Annotated in this window: 4 protein-coding genes; all 4 read left to right on the plus strand. The window is 62.7% G+C overall.

Annotated elements, in window-relative coordinates:
- Window positions 1-140: 140 nt before the first annotated feature.
- The 4 genes from EOD15_RS28960 (at window position 141) to EOD15_RS28975 (ending at window position 4,509) form a co-directional block, all read left to right on the plus strand.
- Entirely contained in the window at window positions 141-941 is an 801-nt protein-coding gene (locus tag EOD15_RS28960; protein WP_127318852.1) for an SDR family NAD(P)-dependent oxidoreductase, read from the plus strand.
- Between the two features lie 174 nt (window positions 942-1,115).
- Window positions 1,116-2,291, plus strand: a complete 1,176-nt coding sequence (locus EOD15_RS28965) for an ATP-binding cassette domain-containing protein (protein ID WP_127318830.1) — start codon at window positions 1,116-1,118, stop codon at window positions 2,289-2,291.
- Window positions 2,288-3,118: a carbohydrate ABC transporter permease gene (locus tag EOD15_RS28970; protein ID WP_013530271.1), complete on the plus strand. Its 831-nt coding sequence runs from the start codon at window positions 2,288-2,290 to the stop codon at window positions 3,116-3,118. The genes EOD15_RS28965 and EOD15_RS28970 overlap by 4 nt, the downstream gene beginning before the upstream one ends.
- A 95-nt stretch (window positions 3,119-3,213) precedes the next feature.
- On the plus strand, window positions 3,214-4,509 hold the full coding sequence (locus tag EOD15_RS28975; RefSeq protein WP_127318832.1) for a sugar ABC transporter substrate-binding protein: 1,296 nt from the start codon (window positions 3,214-3,216) through the stop codon (window positions 4,507-4,509).
- The last annotated feature ends 124 nt before the right edge of the window (window positions 4,510-4,633 follow it).

The raw sequence follows: 4,633 nt of genomic DNA on the forward strand, positions 1-4,633 counted from the left end.
GACGAAGCTGTCTGCAACTTCAACTCTACCGTATGATCAAACATTTTCAAACAAAAATATGTTTGCAGTGTTCGAATTTATTGGTATGCATCTCCATATCAACAGAACGCGTTCCGCCACCAAGCAGAGAGATTACGATCATGCCGGCTGCCTCCGTCATTCCTCCAGTGCTTGCCGAACTCGCGGGCAAGCGTGCCTTTGTGACGGGTGGCGGCGCGGGGATCGGTCGCGCGATCGCGACCGCCCTGACGCGGCAGGGTGTCGCCGTGGCGATCGGCGATCTGGATCCCGACGCGGCGCGCAAGGCGGCCGAGGAGATTGGCGGCGGTGCCGCCGCCGTCACGGTCGATGTTCGCCGTCGCGATTCCGTCGAGGCGGCCTTTGCCACTGTGCTGGAAGCGCTAGGCGGCTGCGATATCCTGATTGCCAATGCCGGCGTGTCCACCATGCAACACGCGCTCGATCTGACCGACGAGGAGTGGGACTTCAACTTCTCGGTCAATGCGCGCGGGGTATTCCTCGCAAATCAGATCGCTGGACGGCATTTTGTCAAGCAAGGCACGGGCTGCATCGTCAACACCGCCTCGCTTGCCGCGAAGGTCGGTGCGCCGCTCCTGGCGCATTATTCGGCATCCAAGTTCGCCGTGCTCGGCTGGACGCAGGCCTTTGCCCGCGAGCTCGCGCCCAAGGGAATCCGCGTCAATGCCGTCTGCCCGGGGTTCGTCAAGACCGGCATGCAATCGCGCGAAGTCGAATGGGAGGCGCATCTGCGGCAGGTCACGCCCGAACGGGTGGTCGCCGACTATATCGCGCAGACGCCGCTCGGCCGGCTCGAGTTGCCGGAGGATGTCGCCGACGTCGTCGTGTTCCTCTGCTCGGATCAAGCCCGCTTCATGACTGGCCAGGGCGTCAACGTGACCGGCGGCGTCTACATGACCTGACGGCTTTTGGCGGCTGTAACCGGATCCTGATGCTGGCACGCGCCAACCAAAAAAGTGAACACATATGATCAGAAGGCAGGCTTTCAATGTTACATTTTGTTCTCTAAGATGACCGTTCGCTCGACTTCGGCCTTCGGCGTTCAGCCGGGTCAGACGGGTTCATGAGGAAAGTCTATGGCGTCTATCGAGCTCGATCGCGTTTCCAAGCTCTACGGCAATGGCAATTACGGGGTGCATGAGGTCGATCTCACCATTCCCGATGGTGAATTCGTGATCTTTCTCGGCCCGTCGGGATGCGGCAAGTCGACGACGCTGCGGATGATTGCCGGCCTGGAGAGTATCTCCTCCGGCGATCTTCGCATCGGTGGCAAGAGCGTCGCCAATGTCGCGCCGCGCGACCGCAACGTCGCGGTGGTTTTCCAGAGCTACGCGCTCTATCCGCATATGTCGGTGCGGCAGAACATGGCCTTCGGGCTGAAGATGCGCGGCACCGACGCAGCAGTGATCGATGCCAAGATTGCCGACGCCGCGAACCTGCTCGGTTTGCAGAATCTTCTCGGCCGCAAGCCGGCAGCGCTTTCGGGCGGCCAGCGTCAGCGTGTCGCGCTTGGCCGGGCGATCGTTCGCGAACCGGCGGCCTTCCTGCTTGACGAACCGCTGTCCAACCTCGATGCGCAGCTGCGTGCCGAGATGCGGCTCGAACTCGTCAAGCTGCACCGACGCCTCGGCCGCACCATCGTCCATGTCACGCACGACCAGGTCGAGGCCATGACCATGGGCGATCGCATATGCATCATGCGCGATGGTCGCCTAGTCCAGGCCGGCCGGCCGCTTGAAGTCTATGCCGACCCGGTCAACACCTTCGTCGCGCGCTTCCTGGCGACGCCGCCGATGAACCTCATTCCGGCCACGCTCCAGGCCGCACCTGGCGAAGGGCTCTCCGTCCTGACCGATAGTGGTGCCGTGCTTGCCGTCCCCGCCCGCCACCGCAACGCCTATGGCGAGCGTGTCGGGCGCCGCGTCATTCTGGGCGTGCGGGCCGAGGATTTCCATGAAAGCCCCGACAAGCCGGAGTGGCAGAAGATTGCCGTACGGGTCGTGGCCGTCGAGGCTCTCGGCGCCGAGAACGTCCTGATCGGCCAGATTGCCGGTCAGGCCACCGGCACGGACGATGCCCACCCCGCCGGAGGCGACAAGCCGTTGGAGATCGCCGCCCGCCTGAGCCGTTATTTCACGGCGCCCGTCGGCTCGATCGTCGAACTCTACATCGACCCGCTGCCGATGCACCTCTTTGATCCCGAAACCGAACTGGTCATCGCGCGGCCGAGCCTCATGAGGGCCGCTCGATGACCAGCATGGACAGAAACGAACGGCCTGCCTTTCGCCGCCGCTTCGGCTTGCATTTCGGGCTGATTGTCGTCTGCGCCATCGTGCTGCTGCCGCCGCTCTGGGTGCTGCGGACAAGCTTCGTCCCCGAGCAGCTATCCTACAGCAACGAGCTGATGCCGGCCTTTACGACGGACAATTATTCGGCGCTGCTGTCGAGCCGCTTCGGTCAGTCCTACCTCAACAGCCTGATCGTCGCGCTCGGCTCGGTTCTGCTCGCATTGCCTTTTGCCGCCACCACCGGTTATGCCTTTGCCCGCTTCCGCACGGGCGGTCGTTGGGCGCGTTTTGCCGTTCTGGCGACGCAAATGCTGCCGCCTGTGGCGCTGGTGCTGCCGACCTTCACGCTGTTCCGAAGCCTGGAGCTCAGCAATTCGCTGACCGGGCTGATCATCGTCTATGCCGCGCTCAACCTGCCTTTCCTGACCTGGATCCTGATGGGCTTCTTCGAAGGCATTCCAGTCGATCTGGAGTGGGCGGCGATGACCGACGGCGCGACCGCCTGGGGCGCCTTCTGGCGCATTGTGCTGCCGGTGTCGATGCCCGGTATCGCGGCCGCCGGCGTGCTCGGTTTCATCCTGGCGTGGAATGAGTTTTTGTTTGCCCTGGTTTTAAGCGGGCCGAAGACGGCGACCATACCGGTTGCGCTCGCCGCGTTGCAGACCTCGAACGGCGTCCAGATCGCCAAGGTTTCTGCCGGCGTCGTCCTTGCCATCCTGCCGCTGGTCGTGGCTTCCCGCTTCATCCAGCGTTTCATCGTCCAGGGCTTGACGTTCGGCAGCGTGAAATAGGCCGGCCGCTCCGAGAGCCGACATGGCTCGCTAGCCGGTTATGAAATCGTGACGGGATCACCGCCGCGTCCAGAGGGAAAGAGGAGTAGAGAGTTATGACTTGGAACAAGCAGACCTTGATCAAAATGCTGATGACGGCGGTGAGCGGGGCAGCGGTTGTCAGCGCATCGCTTCCGGCCAGGGCGGCTGAGCCCATCACCTTGCACGCCTTGATGGAGGACGTGCCGGAAACCAAGATCATCGAAGCGCTGTTGCCCGAATTCGAGAAGCAGACCGGCATCAAGGTCGAGTTCGAGAAGATCGGCTATCCCGACATGCACGACAAGCTGGTGTCCCAGCTGACCGCGCCGCAGAGCTACTACAATGTGCTCGAGGTCGACTTCCTGTGGGCCGGCGAATTTCCGGCCGCCGGCTGGCTCGCCGATCTGAAACCCTTCGTCGAGAAATCCAAATACGATCTAGGCCCCTTCATTCCCTCGACGCTTGACCTGCTCGGCCGGACCAAGGACCAGCTGTTCCTGGTGCCCATGTACAACTACTCGATGGGCCTCCTCTACCGCACGGACCTGATCGGCGACGAGAAGCTCAAGGCCGCCTACAAGACGGCAACCGGCAAGGAACTCGCTTTGCCGACGACCCTCGAAGATTATGTGGCGATTTCCAAATTCATGAAGGCCAATGCCGGCGTCGCCGGAGCCGCGATGCAGGGCCAGCGCGGCGATCCCAACAGCATGGAATTCTCCAACTACCTGTTCTCCGCCGGCGGCAGCTATCTCAATGCCGACGGCAAGGCGAGCCTCGACACGGCAGAGGCCAAGAAGGCGCTCGATCTCTATGTCGACAACATCCAGCACGGCGCCCAGCAGGGTGCCGTGTCGGCGACGCTCGACGACACCATGCGCCTGATGTGCAGCGGTTCCGCATTCAGCATGGTCACCTATTGGTGGATGCTGCCGCAGATGGACGATGCCGTGAAGTGTCCGACGGTCGCCGGCAAGGTCGGCCTGTCGGTGATGCCGGGTGGCCATGGCGAAAGCGGCGGTTGGGGCTGGGGCATTCCCAAGAACACGTCGCCGGAAGAGCAGGAAGCCGCATGGACCTTCATCCAGTGGGTGCAGAGCAAGGATGTTTCGGTGAAGCGCGCGCTCGAGGGCCACGCGCCCGTGCGCAGCGATGTCTATGCCGATGCGGCGGTGCTGGCGAAATATCCCTTCTACAAGACCGCCGAGGATGTGGTGGCGACCGGCAAGTCGTTTCCGATCTTCACCTATTCGGCGCAATACGAGGATCTGCTCGGTACCCAGCTCTCGCTGGCGGCTGGCGGCCAGGCGACATCGGACGCGGCGCTGAAGGCGGCTTCCGACGGCTTGCAGGGGCTCCTCGACAAATAGCGGTCCGGCTTGGCAAGGAGATCCGGCGCGGCGGTGTCAGCCGCGCCGGATCTTGTCCAGACCCCGGATCTTGACGAGATCAGCAACGCCACCCCGACCAAGGCTCGGTTACGATGTTCAATGC

The sequence above is a fragment of the Mesorhizobium sp. M7A.T.Ca.US.000.02.2.1 genome, from assembly GCF_003996995.1.
Taxonomy (GTDB): domain Bacteria; phylum Pseudomonadota; class Alphaproteobacteria; order Rhizobiales; family Rhizobiaceae; genus Mesorhizobium.